This is a genomic window from Prosthecobacter sp., from assembly GCF_044378005.1.
Classification (GTDB): domain Bacteria; phylum Verrucomicrobiota; class Verrucomicrobiia; order Verrucomicrobiales; family Verrucomicrobiaceae; genus Prosthecobacter.
In genome coordinates this window covers 11,374-32,466 of the sequence record NZ_JBILYB010000054.1, presented here as the reverse complement: position 1 = coordinate 32,466, position 21,093 = coordinate 11,374, and the positions used below count along the sequence as shown (strand labels likewise).

Below are 21,093 nucleotides of genomic sequence, written 5' to 3'. Positions count from 1 at the left end.
GTTTACCATTCGCGCCACTGACACAAACAGCTGCTCAGGTGTCCGTGCCTACTCCATCACTCCCGTGTGTCCTGCCATCACGGTCAATCCAGCGAGCCTCGCGACAGCCACGGTGGGCACGGCCTACACACAAGTCGTCACTGCCAGTGGTGGTACGGCACCTCATGCTTTCAGTGTCACTTCGGGCACGTTGCCTGTGGGTCTCACGCTGAATGCCACCACGGGTGAAATAGCAGGCACACCGACGGCCAGCAACGGGGCAGGGGCCAACATCACCATCACCGCAGTGGATGCCAATGGCTGCTCTGGCCTCCGTGCCTACTCGCTGAAAGTCTGTCCGGCCATCGCGCTGACTCCAGTGACACTGGCCAACGGCACGGTGGGCACGGCCTACTCGCAGACGGTGAGCGCGAGCAATGGGGCAACACCTTATGTGTATTCCATTTCCGCTGGCAGCCTCCCATCGGGACTCGCGCTGAATACCACCAGCGGCGTGATCAGCGGCACACCGACGGCTTTCACGGCGGCAAACTTCACGGTGAGTGTCACCGATGCCAACGGTTGCCAGGCCACACGCAGCTACACGGTCACTCCGGTATGTCCTGGCATCTCTTTGAATCCCATCTCCATTGCAGCCGCCACCGTCGGCAGTGCTTATGGTCAAACCTTCGTCGCCAGCTCAGGTTCGGCACCGTTCACTTACTCGGTCACCAGCGGCACGCTGCCTGCCGGGCTTGCTTTGGACAGCATCACGGGTGTCCTTAGCGGCACACCTTCGAGTACTGCGGCGGCGACATTCACACTGCGTGTGGCGGATCAATATGGCTGCTCCGGCAGTCGCACTTACACGCTTACGCCAGTTTGCCCCGCCATCAGTGTCACGCCGGGGGCGCTGCCTTTGGCGAAGGTCGGCACCTCCTACACACAGGCACTCGCCGCGGGTGGTGGCTCGGCTCCTTACTCCTGGGCACTCACCTCGGGCACGCTGCCAGCCGGGCTGACCTTTAATGTTGGCACGGCCACCATCACCGGCACACCCACGACGGCGAATGGTGCCGGTGTCTCTCTCACCTTCACCGCCACGGATGGCTATGGATGCCAGGGCACGCTTACGACCACGATTATTGTTTGCCCGGCCATCTCTCTGACGCCTGCCACGCTGCCGGATGCCACGGTGGCTGCATTTTATACGCAAACCATCACTGCGTCGGGCGGTGCCACTCCCTACATCTACACGATCAGCAGCGGTGATCTGCCGATGGGGCTCGCCCTGAGCAGTTCCGGTGTGATCAGTGGCACACCCACCAATAGTGATCCGGGCACCTTTGTCGTCACTGCCATGGATGCCAATGGCTGCACGGGCACGCGCACTTACAGCATCATTACTGGCTGCCCCATCATCACGATGTCTCCCACCACGCTGCCTGATGGCAATGTCGGCATAGCCTACGGCCAGACTGTCACTGCCACGCCGCAGAGCGGCTTGATCGGTCAATACTACTCCGGCACGAATTTCAACACGCTCCTGCTCACCCGCGCAGATAGCTCCATCGACTTCAACTGGGCGGGGGGAGCGCCTCATGCGTCTGTTCCAGCCAACGTCTTCTCGGTGCGCTGGACCGGGACCCTCATGCCGCTGACCACAGGCACCTACACCTTCCAGACTACGAGCGATGATGGCGTCCGCCTCTGGGTGAATAACAACCTCATCATCGATCAATGGAATGATCACAGTGCCACAAATCACAGTGCTTCCCTCTCTTTAACCGGTGGTTCGTCGGTCACCATTCGCATGGAGTTCTATGAGAATGGTGGTGATGCCGTGGCTCGTCTGAATTGGTCCGGCCCAGGCTTTGGATTGCAGGCCGTGACAGGCTGGCTGACCTATCGCTACACCATCTCTGCCGGCACTCTGCCTGCTGGACTGGCGCTGAATGATGTCACTGGTGAGATCACCGGCACACCGACGACGCCCGGTAGCAGTAACTTCACGGTGCGAGTCTCGGATGGCGGCACCTGCTTCGGCACCCGCAGCTATACCCTAGTCACTGCCTGCCCGGCCATCACCATCAGCACCACCACCCTGCCAGATGCCTACGCTGGCACTGCCTACAGCGAGACACTCGGTGTCATCGGCGGCACCGCGCCACTCACCTGGACGCTCACCAGCGGCAGCCTGCCCGCTGGTTTGAGCTTGAGCAGCTCCGGGATCATTAGTGGCACACCCACTGGGGCTGCTAGCTCCAACGTTACCGTGAGAGTTACCGATAGCGCAGGCTGCTTCGCCACTCAAAGCCTGACGCTGCAATCCCGCAACATGGCCATCGGCAATCAGATCTGGGCTGACATGAACAACGATGGCGTGCGCCAGTCCACGGAGAGCGGCATCCCAATGCTTCGAGTCCAGTTGTGGACTCCAGGTGTCGATGGCGCGCGCGACAATGGTGGTGGCGACGACGTGAAAGTCGGTGCCGACGTGCTGACGGACGTCAACGGTCTCTATCAGTTCACGAATCTTCTGCCTGGTGCCTACTACGTCCGCATACCCACTCCGCCGGTTTATTATCCCAGTATCTCCACCACGGCGGTGACTCTGGACAATGGCATCAACAATGACAACAACGGCATCCAGCCCGGCGGAGCAGGCACCCAGGTTGTCAGTCCGCTCATCACGCTCTCTGCCGGTGGCGAGCCCGCCGCTGGTGTCGATGGTGATGATGCGGATCGTGACAGCACCATCGACTTTGCCTTTGCCAATGGTGACCTCTGCTACACCAACACACTTGCCGACAATGCCAGCTTCGAGTTCCAGCAGATGCCAAACTCCACTGGCACGCCACTGGCCCTGCTTGGCTTCGATGGCACCAGCACCAGTTTCGGAGCTGGCATCAATGGTTATCAGTGGATCGGCGGCACCAATGGCACGAGTGGGCTCGGCGAGCCCATCCAGCGCGTGCAGGTCCTGGCAGGCAACAGCGGCTCCAAAGTGGGCTGGGTGGAAAGCTCGAAGGCTCGCCACGGTATGCGTTACATGCTCTTCCAGGGAACGAACTCCTGTGTCAGCCTGCGCGCGGCAGGCGGCGGCAACTGGGGCAGCGTGCTTCAGGCAGGTCGTGAATATCAGGTCTCCATCTGGGCTGCGAATGCGAGCAGCGCCGCATCTTCCATCGTGCTCGATCTCGGGGCCAACGCGCAAATCTTCCAGGTCATCAGTGGTTCCTCACCAGGTCTCTATCAATACTACTCTGTGCCTCAGGCGGAAATGAACGCCACGGCTCCCGGTGAGCAGCAGTGCTGCGGTTTCAGTGGCAGCAGCATCTCCTTCCCCGCCTTCGGTGCCGCAGATTACAATGGCTGGACTGAGGAGACGGCAAACACACAGACACCGCTGTGGCGTCAGTTCACCTGGCGCTTCCGCGTGGCCAATGGTGCCACGGCCTCGCAGATCGATACCGCCAGCCTCGTCTTCTCCGGTGGTTCCAACAGCGGCCCGATCGCGATGGACTACCTCACGCTCTGCGAAGTGTCCGCCTCCCCCACACTGACACTGGGCAACCAAATCTGGAACGACCAGAACAACAACGGCCATCGTGAAGGCAGCGAACTCGGCGTGGGCAGCGTCCAAGTGCAGCTCTACAGCAGCACGAACAACACGGCTGGAGACGCGGACGATGTCTTCGTCACCTCCACCACCACCACGCCCTCAGGTGCCTATAACTTCACAGGTCTCACGGCTGGCAAATACGTCGTCAAAGCCACCCCCACCACCGCTCTTCCTGCGACTAGCGGCACGCCGGTCACTCTCGACAATGGCGTCAACGACGACAACAACGGCAGCCAGCCCGGCGGTCCAGGCACGGCTCTTTTCAGTCCAGTCATCAACCTCCTCACAGGTTCAGAGTCGATCACGGATGGCGATACCAATCCTGATTCCGAACTCAGTGTGGACTTCGGCATCTGGAGCGGCATCACCCTCGGCAATCAGGTCTGGGCCGATACCAACAGTGATGGCGTCTTCCAAAGCGCTTCCGAAAGCGGCATCAGCGGTCTGACCATCGAGCTGCTCGACAGTGCGAACACGATTCTGAAAACTACGACCACGAATGCCAGTGGCGTTTACTCCTTCGTCACTTATCAGCCCGGTCAGTATCGTGTGCGCATCCCCACACCAGGCAGCAGCTTCCCACTCATCACAGCAGTGAACGATCCTGCTGACAATGGTGAAGACAATGACAGCAATGGCTCCCAGTCCGCTGGTACAGGAACCGCAGTGATCAGCCCGCTCATCACACTCACGGCAGGCAGCGAGCCTGGTGTGGCTGGCGCAGGCAACAATGAGAACACCATCGACTTCGGCTTCCGCATCTGCCCGAACATCAACATCAGCCCCACCGTCTTTGCTTCGGCCATGCAGTACAGCGCTTACAGCGTGAATCTCAGCGCCACAGGCGGCACCGGTCCTTACACCTGGAGTCTCACCGCCGGGACTCTGCCTGCCGGGCTGACGCTCACCACTTCCGGTGTCCTCAGCGGCACACCCAATGCCTCTGCTATTCCCGGCTATCACACATTCACCATTCGTGCACTGGACAGCGCCACGGGTTGCTCATCCACGCGCACTTACACACTCACGCTGCTCTGCCCGATCATCACCCTCGCGCCCACCACTCTTACCGGCGGCACACAGTATGCGCTCTACTCGCAGACACTCACCGCCACCGGCGGCACCAGCCCCTACGGCTGGAGCGTGAGCCCCACGGTCCCCACGGGTGCCGTCTCCTGGTGGATCGCCGAAAACGGTCCCGCTGATGCTCTATCGACTAATTTCTCCGCCTCTTACAATGGCCTTGCGTATCAAACAGGTGCCGTGGGGCGTGCCTTCGATTTCGATGGGAACGACGATCTTGTCGAAGCCGCAGACGCAGCTTCCCTCAAGCCAGCTCAGCTCACACTCGAAGCCTGGGTGAATCCCGCCAGCACCGGGTTGTCCAATGATGCTACCGCGATCACCAAGTCCACCGGCAGCGCAGGCACCGATGGCTACGGGCTTGGCTATCTCGGGACCACTACCACCTTCGGCTTCTGGTTAAACGACCGCGCTGGCAATCGCATCACCACTACACTCACATCTGGAGTTTGGTCGCATGTGGCTGCCACCTACGATGGTTCGAACATGCGTCTCTATGTCAATGGCGTGCAAGTCGCCACGAAGGCCTACGCCACAGCCATCACGCACAGCAGCAGCGCCTTGCGCCTTGGTAACAACGGTGGCGGCGCCACGGCATGGAAGGGCGGCATTGATGAAGTCCTGCTCTACAATCGTGCGCTCTCTGCGGGTGAGATCGCTACCCGCCATACCTCCACCACCACGGGGAACAACGGCTTGCCTGCCGGACTTTCGCTCAATGCCACCACAGGCATCCTCGGAGGCACACCCACCAGCGTGCCTGCCACCTATTCGTTTGTAGCTCGTGCTGGTGATGCCAATGGCTGCCCCGGCCTGCGCACCTACTCATTGGTCATCGGTTGCCCGGTCATCAGCATCTCCCCCACCACTCTTCCAGCCGCCACGCAGTATGCTGCCTACTCTGCGCAGACACTCACGGCTGCTGGTGGCACAGGCCCCTACACCTGGACGATTTTCTCAGGCAGCCTGCCATCAGGCATGACCTTCAGCACTGCTGGTGTCCTCGCCGGCACGCCAGGAGCCAACCCCGGCACCTATAACTTCACCGTGCAGGCGCGTGACGCCAATAATTGTACCACCACCCGTGCCTACAGTCTCACGGTGAACTGTCCGCCAGTCACTCTTTCCGCCACCACTTTTGGCAATGCCACGCAGTTCGCTCCCTACACCCCCGTCACACTCAGTGCCAGCGGTGCCAACGCTCCTTACTCCTTCGCCATCACTGCCGGCTCTCTGCCCACTGGCATGAGTCTGACCAGCGCTGGCATGGTCAGCGGCACTCCATCCACCGTCCCCGGCAGCTACGCTTTCACCGTTCAGGCTGCCGATGCGAACAACTGCACAGGAACCCGTGCCTACACGATCAACGTGACCTGCCCGGTCATCGCCATCACACCTGCCACCCTGCCAGCCGCCACTCAGTATGCCTCCTACACACAGTCATTCATGGCAGGCAATGGGAACGGGCCTTACGTTTGGAGTATTGATGGAGGTGCCCTGCCCACAGGACTGACTCTGAATGCTGGTGGTGTACTGAGTGGCACGCCCACCTCTGCACCTGGTAACTACAGCTTTGATGTCAAAGCGCTGGATGCTCAGGGCTGTTTCGCCACGCGCTCCTACACGCTGAGCCTGGGTTGCCCTGCCATCACTCTTTCTCCTGCCACACTGCCTGCCGGGACCGCGACTCTCGCCTACTCACAAACGATCACGGCTGCTGGTGGCACCGCCAGCTACACTTTCAGTCTGCAAAGCGGCACACTTCCTACTGGAATCACTCTCGCTGCTGGTGGCCTGCTCAGCGGCACCACGAATCAGACCGGTGGCTTCAATTTCACCGTGCTCGCCACAGATGCCAATGGCTGCACTGGCCTGCGCAGTTACTTGCTGAGCATCAGTTGCCCCACCATTGCCATCAGTCCTGCATCACTGCCTGATGCCACCACGGCTGCTGCCTACAGCCAGACTCTCAGTGCCAGTGGCGGAGTTGGAGCCATCACCTGGAGTGTCGCCAGCGGCACCCTGCCTGCTGGCTTGAATCTCAGCACGGGCGGTGTCATCAGCGGTTCGCCAGATGGGGCACCGGGTGCCTATAGTTTCACAATCCGGGCTACAGACGCGAATGGCTGCGATGCAACGCAAGCTTATCTGATCAATCTCCTCTGTCCGCCCATCACAATCACCACCGCGTCGCTACCCGACGGTACGACAGGGCTGGCATACTCTCAGACGCTGATGGCATCAGGTGGTACCGCACCGCATGTCTGGTCACTCAAAACTGGCACGCTGCCATCAGGACTTTCCCTGAGCCCGGCTGGGGTGATCAGTGGCCAGGCTACAGAGGCGGTCACTCGAAGCGTCACGATTCAGGCTGCGGATGCTTACAACTGCCCTGGAACCCGAACGCTCTCCATCACCACGGTTTGCCCGGTGCTGACGATGATCCCGGCTAGCCTCATCGATGGCTATCGTGGTGTGGCTTACAGCACTGCGCTGGGCACTGCAGGAGGCACAGCACCATACACCTACACCATCACCTCTGGAGCGCTTCCGGCCGGTCTCACTTTGAGCGCGGCGGGCGTGATCAGCGGAACACCGACCACAGTTGGCTCAGCCACATTCACTGTGCGCTCGCAGGATGCAAACGGCTGTTCGGTCAGCGATTCACGTTCCATCATCATCAGCGGATTGAGCCTCGGCGACCTAGTCTGGAATGACCTCGATCAGGACGGCACTCGCGATGTTGGTGAGCCTGGCATCAGCGGCGTATCTCTCCAGATTTTCAGCACGACGAATACGACCATCGGTGATGCGGACGATGTCTCCCAGGGAACCACCACGACGAACACCAGTGGAGCTTACAGCTTCACCGGACTGGCCCCCGGCATGCATTACGTCCGCATCAGCACGCCGCCTGTGGCATTGCCTTACTCATCCGGCATCATCGTCACTTCCGACAATGGCATCCAGGATGATAACAATGGCAGCCAGCCCGGCGGCAAAGGCACGACCGTCACCAGCCCAGTGGTTACCTTGGCTGTCGGACGTGAACCGGGAGACGTCGCTGGCGGCAGTGACCAGGAGACGAGTGTCGATTTTGCCTTCCGTGCCGTGCCGGTGACGACGCCTTTGCTGGAGTATGACATGAACCTTTCCAGCGGAGGCCTGCCTGCACCGCCGAGTTATCAGAACACTTGCATCGTCAACAGTGCCAAGATCCAGGTCGAGGAAGATCTCAACGGCCTCACCGATGTCAGTGAGCCAGCCTACAGCGGTCCGATCAAAGGCGGAGCACGCAGCCGTCGTGTGCGTGACTGGGATGTCGGCTATGACACCGGCTACGATGCCGTCCGCACCAGCCTCACCCAGCAGCGTGACAGCCTGTGGGTGCGCTTTGACATGGACCCAACGACCACGGGCAACATCGGCAAGCTGCTCATGGATGTGCAGCGAGTAAACTCGACCTCTCCCGTGAATGGCAAAGCCTTCCTGACCTGGAAGGATGGGGCCAATCACCGCACGGCAACGACGGACACCTTCGTCATCTCTGCACAACCGACCTGGTACACGATGGATCTGAACTGGACCAGCTTCATCGGCGGAGCCACCGCTCTGCCTGCTGGCGCTGAACTGGCCGGCAAATCCTTCCTCCTGGAAATTTATCTCTGGGGCGGTGACAGCACGGGCTACATCGACATCGACAACATCGTTCTCGAAGGCAGTGCCACCTGCGCTCCGCCAACCTTGAGCCTCGGCGATTTCGTCTGGAGTGACCTGAACTGCAACGGACTCAAGAACGCACGCGAACCCGGTCTGGCAGGACTCGCAGTCGAACTCTATCGCGCCGGTGCGGACAACTTGCCCAACACCTCTGATGACGCACTCCATGCCGCCACTCTCACAGATGCTAACGGCTACTACCTCTTCACCGGGCTCCCAGCAGGCAATTACTTCGTCAAGATCCCGACACCAAGCGCCGACTGGCCGATGGCCTCACCTGGTGTGAATCTGGACAACGGGGTGGACAATGACAGCAATGGTCAGCAGCCGGGCGGCATTGGCACGGCTGTGCACAGCCCGGTCATTGCCCTGGCTTTAAGCACTGAGCCGGGCAGCAGCGGTTCGACCCATCGTGACATGAGCGTGGACTTCGGCTTCTGCGCGAACATGAGCATCGGCAATCTGGTCTGGAGTGATCTGGACAACGATGGCTTTGTCGATGCTGGCGAAACCGGTGTCGCGGGTGCTCAGGTGGAGCTCTTCTCTTCCGTCAACAGCACCGTCAATGACTCCGATGACGTGAAGATTGGCAGCACCTTCGTCACCGACAGCACCGGTGCCTACACCTTCTCCGGCCTGAACATTGGCCGCCACTACATCAAGCTCACGCCGCCCATCTCCCACCCTCGCCGCAGCAGCACGAGCAGCAGCAGTGACAATGGCGTGGACAATGACAACAACGGCATTTCCCAGTCGGCTGCAGGCGCGCCGATCTACTCGATGATGGTCAACCTACAGGCTCTCACCGAGCCTGGAAATCTGCTCGCACCCTTCGGCGGCAATACAGAAACGACCATCGACTTCGGTCTCCGCCCTGTCTTTGTCAGCGTTGGAAATCTGGTCTTCAAAGACGGCAACAACAACAACCGTTTCGATTCTGGTGAAGGCGTGGGCAATGTGCGCGTGGATCTTCTCGACTCGAACGGTGTCTTTGTGCGCACGACCACCACAAGCAACAGCAGCAGTTCAACCCGTGGTTCCTATCTCTTTAGCAATGTGGTGCCCGGCAATTATTTCGTGCGCATCCCTCCGACTGAATTCGCCACAGGGATGCCGCTGGCAAACACCCTTTCGCTGACACCGACCAATCCGGCGGATGATGAGCAGGATGACAATCAGTCCACCGGCGACAGCGGCATTGACAACGCCACCCCTGTCTCCAATGGCATCTCCAGCCCACTGATCGCTCTCTTTGAAGACAGTCAACCAACCTTCGCCACCGGCGAAGTCGGCTTCCGCTACACGCTCGATGATGCGGATGATGACAATGGTGACATGACCGTGGACTTCGGCTTCAAGTCGGCCGGCCCGAGCGATACAGGGTGTTACCACCTCGTCTTCGGGGATGACAACCACGATGGCAGCCTTCTGGAAATGGCCACCGAGTGGACACCCGTCCAGGCATACGACTTCAGCTACGCGGCCAACATCGCCCACATCGACAACTTTGACCTCACCTACGATGCCGCCACGAAGCGAATCATGCTCGATGCGAGCTTCAATCAGATCGGTGCCAGCAAGGTGGATGCGCTCTGGATGCTCGTGAGCACGGGCCCTGATCCTGCCACGGCCAATCACGCTGTGATCTACGTGGACGGCTTCATGCGTGGCAATCCCAAGCTCACCATCTACCGCTATGATCCGGCTCTGGGTCATCAAAGCTGGCAGACAGCGGCCAATCTCATGGTCAGCACGGCGACGGGTGGTGCGAATGCAGCAGATGTATTGCAAAACAAAGTCACCGAAGCCGGAGCCAGCGTGCGCTTCCAGTTCGTGGTGGATGTGAACCGCGTGAATACCGGCTCAAACTGGAGTGCCATGGGAGTCAATGCGGCGACTTGGGAAGGTCTGCTCATGGCCGGAGCCAGCGGCATGGTGGTGCGCACGGTGGATCTCGACAGCGCTCCGACCTACGATGCCGCAGGTTGTCTCACGACCTTCAGCTACACGCCTGGAGGCACCACGCAGGGCACCTTTGAGACCGATGCGGCGGGTGTCTTCACTATCGCCACGGAACCTTGCTCAGTCTCCCCCTGGGTCAGTCTTGGAAATCTTGTGTGGAGTGACACCAACAACAACGCGCTCAAAGACAGCACCGAACTCGGTGTCAGTGGTGCTACTGTTCAGCTCTATTCGCCTGGCGCAGATGATGCCATCGGTGGCAGCGGACTGGACGCGGACACGCTCGTCGGCTCCTCCCTCGTCACGACCGCCACCGGGGCTTACAGCTTTACCAATCTCGTTCCGGGAAAATACTTTGTCCGTGTTACACCACCCGCCACATTCCCGGCCAGCGGAGGCGTGGCAGTCATAGCAGACAATGGCGTGGATGGAGACAATAATGGCATCCAACCTGGTGGTCCTGGCACGGAAGTTTACAGCCCTGTGATCGATCTCGCCATCGGTGCGGAGCCAGCTTCAGCTGTCGATGGAGACGGCACCAGCGGGAATGCCACCGTGGACTTCGGTCTCTGGAGCGGTTTTACCGTCGGTGACCTCGTGTGGAGTGATGTCAACAACAACGGTCTCAAAGACACGACCGAGAGCGGCGTCAGCGGTGTGACTGTGGAGCTGATGAATCCAGGTGCGGATGGCATCGTCGGCGGTGCAGGTGCGGATGCCGATACCGTACGCCTGACCACCAGCACCAATGCCGTGGGTGCTTACAGCTTCCGCTGCTACAGCACTGGAGCGCATTATATCCGCATCACTCCGACAGCAGCGCTCTCCTTGGTCTCCAACGTGGTTGTCAGCACTGACGGCGGGACGAACAATGACAACAATGGCAGTCAGCCAGGCGGTGCGGGCAGTGACATCAATTCGATGATCTTCGTGCTTGGCCCCGCCACTGAACCTGGAAGCACCGGGAGCACCAACAATGAGACGACGATCGACTTCGGTCTGCGCGGCTGCCCGGCCATGTCCATCAGCCCGGTGTCACTGCCCACAGTGACTCTTGGCGTAGCTTACAGTCAGACTCTCACCGCCGCCGGTGGCAACAGTCCTTACACTTGGAGTCTTGTCAGCAGCACGCTGCCATCTGGATTGAGTCTGAGCAGCAGTGGACTGATCAGCGGCACCACCACCGCAGCTACGGGTAACTACAGCATCACCGCACGTGTCACTGACATTTCCGGCTGCTCCACCACCCGGGCTTACACACTTACGCTTGCCTGCCCGGTGCTGAGCATCTCTCCCGCTTCACTCAGCGCTGCCACTCAGGGCAGTCTTTACAGTCAGAGCATGACCGCAAGCGGCGGCGTGTCCCCTTATGCATGGACAGTTCAGACAGGTTCGCTGCCGCCAGGCATCACTTTATCCACGGGCGGATCTCTCAGCGGCACTCCGACCCTGCCAGGGAATTACAGCTTTACCCTCCGTGCCACTGACGTGCGCACCTGCTATGTCGAACGTGCTTTCACGCTGCCGGTTGCCTGTCAGTCCATCACGGTCAATCCCGCCAGCCTCTCGGCAGCCACTCTCTCCACCGCCTACACGACCACGAACTTTACGGCCACAGGCGGCACTGCTCCATTGGTCTGGAGCTACACGGGCACCTTGCCTGCCGGCATGAGTTTGACGGCGGGTGGAGTGCTCAGCGGTACTCCCACGGGGGCTCCTGGCAGCTATCCGATTCAGGTCACCGCCATGGATGGGAATAATTGCGCCGGCTCCCGCTCACTGACTCTGACGGTGAATTGCGGCACCTTCATCTTCACTCCGGCCTCCCTGCCGGCAGCCACCCAGAATGCAGCATATATCGCACAGACTCTAAGTGCCTCCGGTGGCACATCACCCTATGTCTGGACGATTTCTGCCGGAGCACTGCCTGCCGGAATGACACTCTCCAACACAGGCGTGTTATCCGGCACACCCACGGCGGTGCCGGCAACTTACAGCTTCACCGCTCGTGCCGCGGATGCTTACAATTGTGCCTCCACACGCGCCTACTCGTTGGTGGTGAACTGCCCTCCCGTCAGCATCACGACAACCTCTATCCCAGGTGCGGTGCAGCTCTCCAGTTACTCCACCACTTTGTCTGCGGCCAATGGCGGCACGCCATACACCTGGAGCCTTTCCAGCGGCACCTTGCCCACCGGCTTGAATCTTTCCTCGGGCGGTATCCTCAGCGGTACGCCGACACAGTTGGGCACTTTTGCTCTCACTTTCCGGGCGGCGGATGTGAATGGCTGTGCCGCTACTCGTGCCATGAGTCTTACCGTGGCTTGCCCAGTCATCACACTGACTCCAGCGGCACTGACGAACGCACAAAACAATGTGGCCTACTCTCAGCAGCTCAGCGCCAGTGGTGGCACGGCACCGTATGTCTTTACCCGCACGAGTGGTGCCTTGCCGCTAGGGATGACGCTGACCTCCCAGGGGCTCTTGTTCGGTGCCCCCACATCTGGTCCGGGTAATTACAACTTCTCCATCGAAGCGGTCGATGCCTCCGGTTCCTGCTCAGGCAGCACGAGCTATACGCTCACCGTCACCTGCCCGACCATCACGCTCACTCCTGCCACTCTCACGAACGGCATCGTCGGCACCACCTACTCCGCCAGTCTTTCCTCCAGCACGGGCACTGCTCCGTATCAGTATTCGATCACTTCGGGATCTTTGCCTGCTGGTCTGAGTCTTTCTGGCACGGGTCTGATTTCTGGCACACCGACGGTCGCTACCACCGCCAGCTTTACCGTGCGGTCGATGGATGCCTTCAATTGTATCGGCACCCGTTCCTACACCCTGATCACGGTTTGCCCGCTGATCACCATCACTCCAGACACGCTGACGGATGCCTATTACAATACACCGTATGGTGAGACCTTCACAGCTACGGGCGGCACAGGACCTTACACCTGGAGCCTCGTTGCCGGTGCTCCACCTGCGGGCATCACTTTGGATAACTCTGGACTGCTCAGCGGCACCAGCACTTCCTTTGGCACGGCCACCTTCAGCGTGCGCGCCACAGACGTCTATGGGTGTGCGGCCACTCTCGGCGTCTCGCTGACGGTGAAGGGGCTCTCCATCGGCGATCTCGTCTATGATGACGCCGACTTCAGCGGCACTCGTGACATCGGTGAACCCGGCGTGAAGGATGTCATCGTCCAGCTCTGGGATCCGGGAGCTGATTTCGCCATTGGCGGCACCGGGCCGGATGCCGACGTGCAGATCGGTGCCGACAAGCTCACAGGCGCGCTTGGAACCTATGCTTTCGACAACCTGCTGCCCGGTTTCTACTACGTTCGCGTCATGCCGCCGAACAATCTGCCGATCCCTGGTGGCAATCCCGTGGATGCAGACAATGCCATCGACAATGACAACAACGCTGCCCAGCAGCCCGATGGCTCAGGCACCGTCATCTATGGGCCGGTGATCGAGCTCACCACGGGTGGAGAGACCACGGATGAAGATGCTGATCAAGACACGGACTTCACCCTGGACTTCGGCCTCTTCCGCGGTCTCAAAGTGGGTGATCAGCCGACGCCAAACTTTGTCTGGGAAGACAGCAATGACGATGGCATCAAACAGGCAGGTGAGCCTGGCATCGACGGAGTGACCGTGAATCTCTGGTCTGCCGGATCTGACGGCAGCATCGGCGGCGCGGATGACTCTCTGATCGAGAGCATTGTCACTGCAGATGGTGGCAAGTATTTCTTCATCAATCTCCCCCCCGGCAGCTACTTCCTCGTCATCCCCACGCCGCCTGCCACACATCCGCTCTCCAGCTCCACCAGCGCCCTACTGGATAATCAGTTGGAGAACGATGATAACGGTCACCAGATCAGCGGCGGTGCCATCTACAGTCCCGTCCTCGAACTCGTTGCAGGCACTGAATTCAGCGGCGGTGGCTACAACGAAAGCACCATCGACTTCGGCCTGCAGCCAGTCACGCCGACACTCTACGTTTCAGCGACCCAGGATGACAGCATCCAGACTTACGACAGCACCCACGGCAACTTCACCGGCACCCTGAGCTCTCCCTTTGGCAGCAGCCACAATCAGGGAGACGGCAATCCCTTCGACGTGCCTTACAACATCGAACTCGGTCCTGATGGCAACTGGTACGTGGCTCACTTCGGTGATGGCAATCTCACCCGCATCACCGCCGCTGGAGTTCAGACCACGAGTATTCTGAATAAAACAGGCGTTACTCTCCCCGAGCTTCAGAACTTCGCTTTCGGCCCCGACGGGAACTTCTATGTCGTCGATCAAACAGGCGGCCGCATCTTACGCTTCGCCGGCCCTCTGACTGCCACACCTGGTATGCCGTTGGGTGCTGCACCCTACACCTTCATCGCCCGCACTGGCATCCAGGACATCGCCTTTGGCCCGGATGGCAATCTCATCGTCGTCGTGCAGGATGTCAGCACGCGTGACATCCGCCGATACAATGCCACCACCGGCTCGCTGATGAACGTCATCGCCACGGATTCACAGATCGCCAGCATGGTCTCCGGTGGTCAGCCTACACCTTTCGTTTCCGGCATCGATGTATTCGGTGACACACTCTATGGCATCAACCGTTCCGACGGCGAAGTCCTGCGCATCGACATCTCCAACCCTGCAGCTCCTGGAGCTCCGCAACTCATCGCCACCCTCAGCAGTGCCGGTCTTGGTGATGTGGACACGCGTGACATTGAGTTTGATCCCCACAGCAGCCAGCTTTTCATCATCGGCTACAACTGGGTCAAGCCCGTCATTGGGGGCACTTATGCAAGCGGCGCGCTCTTGCGCATCGACCCGGCCGGTGCGCCGAACGGTACGGTGAATGTCTTTGAGGCACCCATTCCCACACCACCAGGACCCAATAATGAGATCTGGTCGGGGCCGCGTGATCTTGCCTTGGGCAAACCCCGTTCAACCCTCGCTCAATCCATGGCCATCGGCAGCATGGTCTGGAATGATGTGAATGGTAATGGCATCCACGATGCTGGTGAAAACGGCATTCCAGGTATTCGCGTCGAGCTCTGGCGCGATTCAGATGGAAACTCAGCCAATGGGGCTGAGCAACGCATCGGCTGGACCTACACGAACACAAGAGGTCACTACTACTTCTCAGGTCAGGCTCCTGGCACCTATCAGCTCATCCTGCCCATATCCAACTTCGTTGACGGTCAGCCTCTGGCCAATTCAGGCTTCAGCAGCCCCATCACGGTCAGTCTCGACAATCAAACGGATGGAGATGACAACGGTAATCAGCCCGGAGGTGTGCGCACCGAAGTGGCCAGTCCGCTCATCGTCCTGAGTCCTGGAGACGAACCTGCTGGAGATGCCAACATCGGTGTTGAATCCCAGTCTGGTGGAGATCTCGACGACATCACCACCACCGCTTACGGTGCCGATGCCAATGGAGACATGACCATCGATTTCGGCTTCGTGGAGCCCGGCATCATGTCCTTGGGCAATCTCGTCTTTGATGACGCCAACGGCAATCGCCGCTTCGACAATGGCGAAGGCATTGATGACGTCGTGGTGCAGCTCTACAACTGGGGGGCGACACCTGGTGTCACCCAACCTGTCGCCAGCACCGTCACCGCAAATGGTGGCAAATACCTCTTCACCAACCTCTGGCAGGGCCAGTACTTCGTGCATCTGCCCGCCGTTCAGTTCCAGATCACCGGCAATATCCGCGGTCTCTTCAGTCTCGAAGGTGTCCAGGCGGGGGATGATGATGTCGGTGAGGACTCCGTCGATTCACTCCAGCCTCATGTCGATGGCATCAGCACCGGACGCATTCTCCTCACGCGAGACAGTACGCCTACCAATGCCACCACAGAGACCGGCTTCGATGCCACCAGTGACGACAGCGACGACGTGAATGGCGATCTCACCGTTGACATCGGTCTCTTCCGTCCCGTGGCCCTCGGAAATCTCGTTTACTTGGACAACAACTCCAACGGGTTCGCAGACAGCGGCGAAGGAATTGATGGAGTCGAAGTTCAGCTCTTCATTTCCACCCAGGATCCAAAGACGGACATTCCTCTCGCCACCACCACCACGGCTGATGGCGGCAGATACCTTTTCAGTTTCATCCGTCCGGGCAGCTACCTCGTCCACATACCCAAGGCCATGTTCAAGAACAACGGTCCTCTCTATCTCCGTGTCAGCGTGGACGAAGGTCTCGCTGGTGACGATGATGCTGGTGAGGACGGGCGCAATGACACCATTCCCGAAGATGAAGGCGTCACTTCTTTGGTCATCTCCCTTTTCCCTGGCGGCTGCCCCACTGATCTCTCTGGTGAAACCGGTATCGGCTCCACCACCGACAATGACAACGATGCCTCGGTCGATCTCACCGTGGACTTTGGATTCCAGACTCCCGTCGGTGTCGGCAACCTTGTCTTTATTGATTCCAACAACAATGGCAACGCCGATGCCAATGAGGGTGTGGATGGTGTGAAGGTTGAAATTTACATGGCGGATCAGACCCCTGGCCTCAGCGAACCGCTCTTCACACGCATCACTGCGGACGGTGGAAAATACGGCTTCAATCACCTCGCCTCCGGCAGCTACATCCTCTTTATCCCACCCTCGGAGTTCCAGCCTGGAGAGCCGCTTGGGCAGGTCGTCTCAATGACCGGTTCTCAGTTGGACGCCAGCGATGATCAGCTCGGTGAGGATGGCATCGATAACACCACGCCTGCCATCAACGGCATACGCTCCCGCATCTTCGCCCTCAATGTGGACAATGCGCCTGTGGACAATGGCGATGAGCGCGGTTTCAGCAAAACCGATGACAACTTCGACGACAACAACTTCGACCTCACCATGGACTTCGGCTTTGCATCCGCCACAGCCAACGTCGTGGGTGTGGGGAACCTCGTCTTCCTCGACTCAAACGCCAACGGTGTCTATGACGACGGCGAAGGCGCTGATGGAGTCACTGTCCAACTCTTCGCTGGAACCGCAGATCCGCTCACTGCGCAGCCCATGCGTGCCACCACCACGGCTGACGGCGGCATCTATCTCTTCTCAGGCCTCGATGCAGGACAGTATAAAGTCCACATCCCAGCCTCCCAGTTTGCTGCTGGTGCCGTGTTGGCAGGCTGGGCCTCCGTCCCAGGCCAGGGCATCGACAATGGCATCGACGATGGTCAGGATGAAAACGGTGGTGACGCAGATCCTGTGCTCAATGGAGTCACCTCCAGCATTATTACTCTCGCCGTGGATGACGAGCCGGAAAACTTCGGTGGTGAGAGCGGGCGCGAGGCCTTCATGGACGACGCCAACGATGACAACACCGACCTCACCGTTGACTTCGGATTCTACCGCTCCGTCAGCGTCGGTAATCTCGTCTTCATCGACGCCAACTACAATGGTCGTGCAGAAGCTGGTGAAGGTGTCGCCGGTGTGGAGATCAAGCTCTTCAAGAGCGGTGACTCTCCAATCTTCGACAATGCCGAAGCCTCTACTGTGACTGATGCCAATGGCCACTACCACTTTGCCAACCTCACTCCTGGCAGCTACTTCCTGCACGTTCCGTATGAGATGTTCCTGAATGGCGCTCTGCTCTATCAGTATGCCAGCGTTTTCGGTACTCAGCAGTTTGATGATGATCTCGGCGAGGATGGTCTGGACGAAGGCCGCCCAGACATCAATGGCATCAGCACCGCTGTCTTCACTCTCGCTGCCAATGGCTGCCCTGCGGGCACGGGCGAAAATGGACTCAATGGCAGCAGTGATGATGCCGCCGACGCTTCCACTGACCTCACTCGTGACCTCGGCTTTGTGGCGCGTGTGCAGATCGGAAATCTCGTCTTCCATGATCTTAATAGTGACGGGGTCTTTGATCCCAATACGGAGCTCGGCCTGGATAGTGTGCCGCTTCAACTTTGGTCAAACAACACCTCAGACACGGTGCCGCTCGCTACGACCACGACTGCTGGTGGTGGCCTCTACTCCTTCAACATTGCTCCTGGCAGCTATCACATCCGCATTCCGGCCACAGCTTTTGAAAGCAATGGTCCCGCCGCAAATCTTGTCCCTCCAGCACCCACGGCCAATAGTGCCGGAGTCTATTTCGATGATGATCTCGGCCAGGATGGGTACTCTGCTGGCGGCGATGTCCGCACAGCCGCCTTCACAGTGCTGCCCGGACTTGCACCTGATGAAAACAATGGTGAAACGGGCTTCCTGTCCTTCGATGATGACAGCTTTGACAATGATTCGGATCTGACCATCGACATCGGTCTAGCGCCGAAGCCCATCTACGTCGGCAATCTCGTCTTCAGTGACCTGAATGCAGACGGGCACTTCACTGCTGGAGCGGATGCAGGGATCTCGGGCGTCCTCCTCGAACTCTATGCCACGGGGGCATTCCCAGGCTCTGACCCACCCTCAGCAACGACCTACTCGGGTCCAGACGGCAGTTACCTCCTGAGTGCTCCAGGTGCGGGCAGCTACTTCATCTTCATCCCGGCAACTCAGTTCGCCGCCAATGGCAGCTTGAACGGCGCCATGCCTGTCAACGGTTTTGGAGATGACGATGGCACGGACGACAGCGTGAATGAAGACACCCTCACGGCAGGTGACCCCTCCAGCACAGGTGTCACCAGCATTGTCTTTGATCTTGCCTACGGCACTGAACCTGCCGATGGCTTGGAAAACGGCTTCCAAGGTGGCAGCGATGATTCTTTTGATGCTGATGCGGATCTCACCATCGACCTCGGCTTCACTGGTGCTGGAAGCCAGCAGGATCTTGGTATCGGCAACGTCGTGTTCATCGACGCGGACAACAATGGTCGATACGACAGCGGTGAAGGCAAATCCGGTGTCTGGATGCTCCTCTATCGTGGCACGGATGTGCCTGGGCAGTTCACTCCATATCGTAGCACCCACACCGACTCCGCTGGGCGCTATCTCTTCACCAATCTGCCCGCAGACACCTACACGGTCCACGTCGCAGCTGATAACTTCAAACCCAACTTCCCGCTCCCTGGTTTCCCCAATCAAACGGGCTCTGGCAATGGACCGCTCTATGGCATGATCTCGCTGTCAGGCAGCGGCGCGGGCGATGACAACACGAGCGAGGATGGTGTGGATGCCACACTGCCAGAACTGGTCGGCATCAGCAGCATCGCCTTCCCTCTGGATGCTGGAACGCAGCCAGTGGGTGCGGCTGAGCCTGGTTTCGATGGTGCCTCAGACAATGCCAAAGATGCAGACTACAATCTCACCATCGACTTTGGATTCAAGGTCGCCACTGCGGGTGCCCCGCTCGCCCAGCGTGAGCGCAACACCCTCTCCGCAACGGCGGGCACCAGCACCCAGACAAGCCCAGGGAGCACAACCTTCGCCTCCTGGCAGAATGATCATCCAGGTGCTGCCACCGACGACACGGACTCTGACTCCGCCAGCAATCTCCTCGAATACGCCATGGGCAGTGATGCCAGCAGCGGAGCCTCCCAGCCTGCCTTCAAGCTCACCACAGATGCCGCGACTGGCCGCGTTGATGCCGTCATCATTCGCCCCACCGGCGGCCGTGGTGATGTCCGCTACATCCTCAGTGCCAAGGCCGATGCACGCAGTACGATTTGGACTCGCCTCAGCCTCTCACCCACCATCACGCAGAACAACAACGGCACCGAAACCCTGCGTTACGCGGACCTCGCCGGTGCTGATGCCAGCCTCGGCCTCGTCCGTCTGGAAGCTCAGCTTGATGCTGATCTCGACGGCACCGCCGAAGCCACCGCCTCCAGCGTGCCTCAGGCATGGATGCGCCGGGCCATCACCCAGCGCATGTCCTTCGCCATGCCTCTGCTGAAGGATGCTCTCTTCACAGGCAAAGTCGCCTCAGTGGAGGGCGGTGCCGTCACTCTTCCCGTAAGCATCTCCCTGCCGGTGGACACAGCCTGTTATTTGGAAGTCCACAGCACGGGCGAGCGCTTCGAGATCGACGCACCCCAGTCCTCCGGCACACGCATCATACTGGCTGGCGCTGCCGCTCCAGCGGTGGGACAGATTATCTCTGTCCGCGCTCACTGGACGGTGAACGACATCTTCTCCACCGATCTCTTCACCGCCGGGACAGACGCTGACAATGCAGACCGCGTCATGTTCTTCGACTCCACGGCCAATGCCTTCCGCACTGCCTGGCTTGGCAATGAAGGCTGGAATGGCGACTTCACCGGCACCCGCAGCATCGCTCCCGGTGAAGGCATGCTCGTTCATGCCCGCAATGACTCCGTCACACTGACATTCACCGGTGCTGTCCGCACACATCGCTTCAGCCTGCCTCTGAAAGCCGGTGCTCAGCTCATCGGCAGCGGCATGCCGGTGGACCAAAGCCCCCTCAGCCTCGGCCTCACCTCGGCGAATGGATTCGTCGCAGGTGCGGATGCCGCGTCCTCCGCCCGCCTCCGTCTCTGGGAGGGCGATGTGACCGAAGGCGCCTCCACCTATCGCAGCCTCTTCCATCAGCAGCAGACTGAAGGCACCGCCTGGATCGTCGAAGGAGATGCCACCCAGCTCGACCAGCCCCGCGCCCTCCTCATCCAGCCTGGTCAGGCTTACTTCCTGCTTCCCAGCACGGCTCTCCCAGATTACAGGGAGCCGTGAGAGGCGAATCTGGTGCGCTCGGGTCAATGAAGAATGAAGGCATCCAAGGGCTTCGCGCTGTCGCCGTC

1 protein-coding gene (only partly in view) is annotated in these 21,093 nt (G+C 59.6%); it reads left to right on the top strand.

Features of this window, described 5'->3' with window-relative positions; all coding sequences use genetic code 11:
• On the top strand, nucleotides 1–21,025 hold the 3' portion of the coding sequence (locus tag AC6FTP_RS12450) for a putative Ig domain-containing protein (RefSeq protein ID WP_497207245.1). 5,879 nt of this gene lie to the left of the window's left edge; the window shows 21,025 of its 26,904 coding nt (coding positions 5,880–26,904); its start codon lies beyond the left edge, outside the window; its stop codon occupies nucleotides 21,023–21,025.
• Nucleotides 21,026–21,093: the final 68 nt, after the last annotated feature.